This window comes from Bartonella sp. AA126HLJHH (assembly GCF_042197425.1).
Classification (GTDB): Bacteria; Pseudomonadota; Alphaproteobacteria; order Rhizobiales; family Rhizobiaceae; genus Bartonella.
The window spans coordinates 1-712 of the sequence record NZ_JBHIRU010000117.1; the positions used below are offsets into that span (position 1 = coordinate 1).

1 protein-coding gene is annotated in these 712 nt (G+C 36.4%); it reads right to left on the bottom strand.

Going from position 1 to position 712, the window contains the following annotated elements:
- Window positions 1–394 precede the first annotated feature (394 nt).
- Window positions 395–712: hypothetical protein (locus ACFIQC_RS10045; protein ID WP_375707149.1), on the bottom strand; the 318-nt coding region annotated here is incomplete at its 5' end.

Consider the following 712-nt stretch of genomic DNA (forward strand, 5'->3'; position numbering starts at 1 on the left):
TGTGTTAAAAGGCTGGTTTTGGGGTGTTAGAGTTTTGTCTTTACAGGTTGTACAATCCGATCAATTGGAATGCGTTTTATATATGCACAATGATCAGAATATAGCGTCAACAAGAAAGATTCATCTGAATTGGGTGGTATCATTTCAAATCTAGTGCATGCAAACGGTCTGAATTCGTATGAAAATGCAAAGCATTGCGATCCTATGAGTTCCATTGGCACGATATTCTCTTCACTTAAGAAGGCATCTATTTTGTCTTTAGAGATTATGGTATCTACATAGGGCTCGCCCTTATCTCCAGAGATCGTTATACAAAGTTCACCTGGATTGTGGGTATTTCTCACAACTAACTGCGAACACAAAGTAGGTTTAATTTCATATCTATACATAATAATTATCTTCTCTCGCTCGTTGTGATAATACTGCCTCCACGAACCTCTGAATCTCCGTAAATGTGTGCGTTACCATACACTTCTGCATTGCAATGAACACTTGCATTTTCGTAAACATGTGCTTTTCCAAAAATACGACCACCATATATTTTTGCGTTATGATGAATTGTTGCATTTTCATAAATATTTGCAAAATAACAAACTTTTGAGTTATCAAATACCTTGGCATTGTTGTAAACTTTTGCACCGCTATAAACCATGGCATCATTATAAACCCAACAGTCTCCTTCATGACTTAAGTTGCTCTCACCTTCTATAAA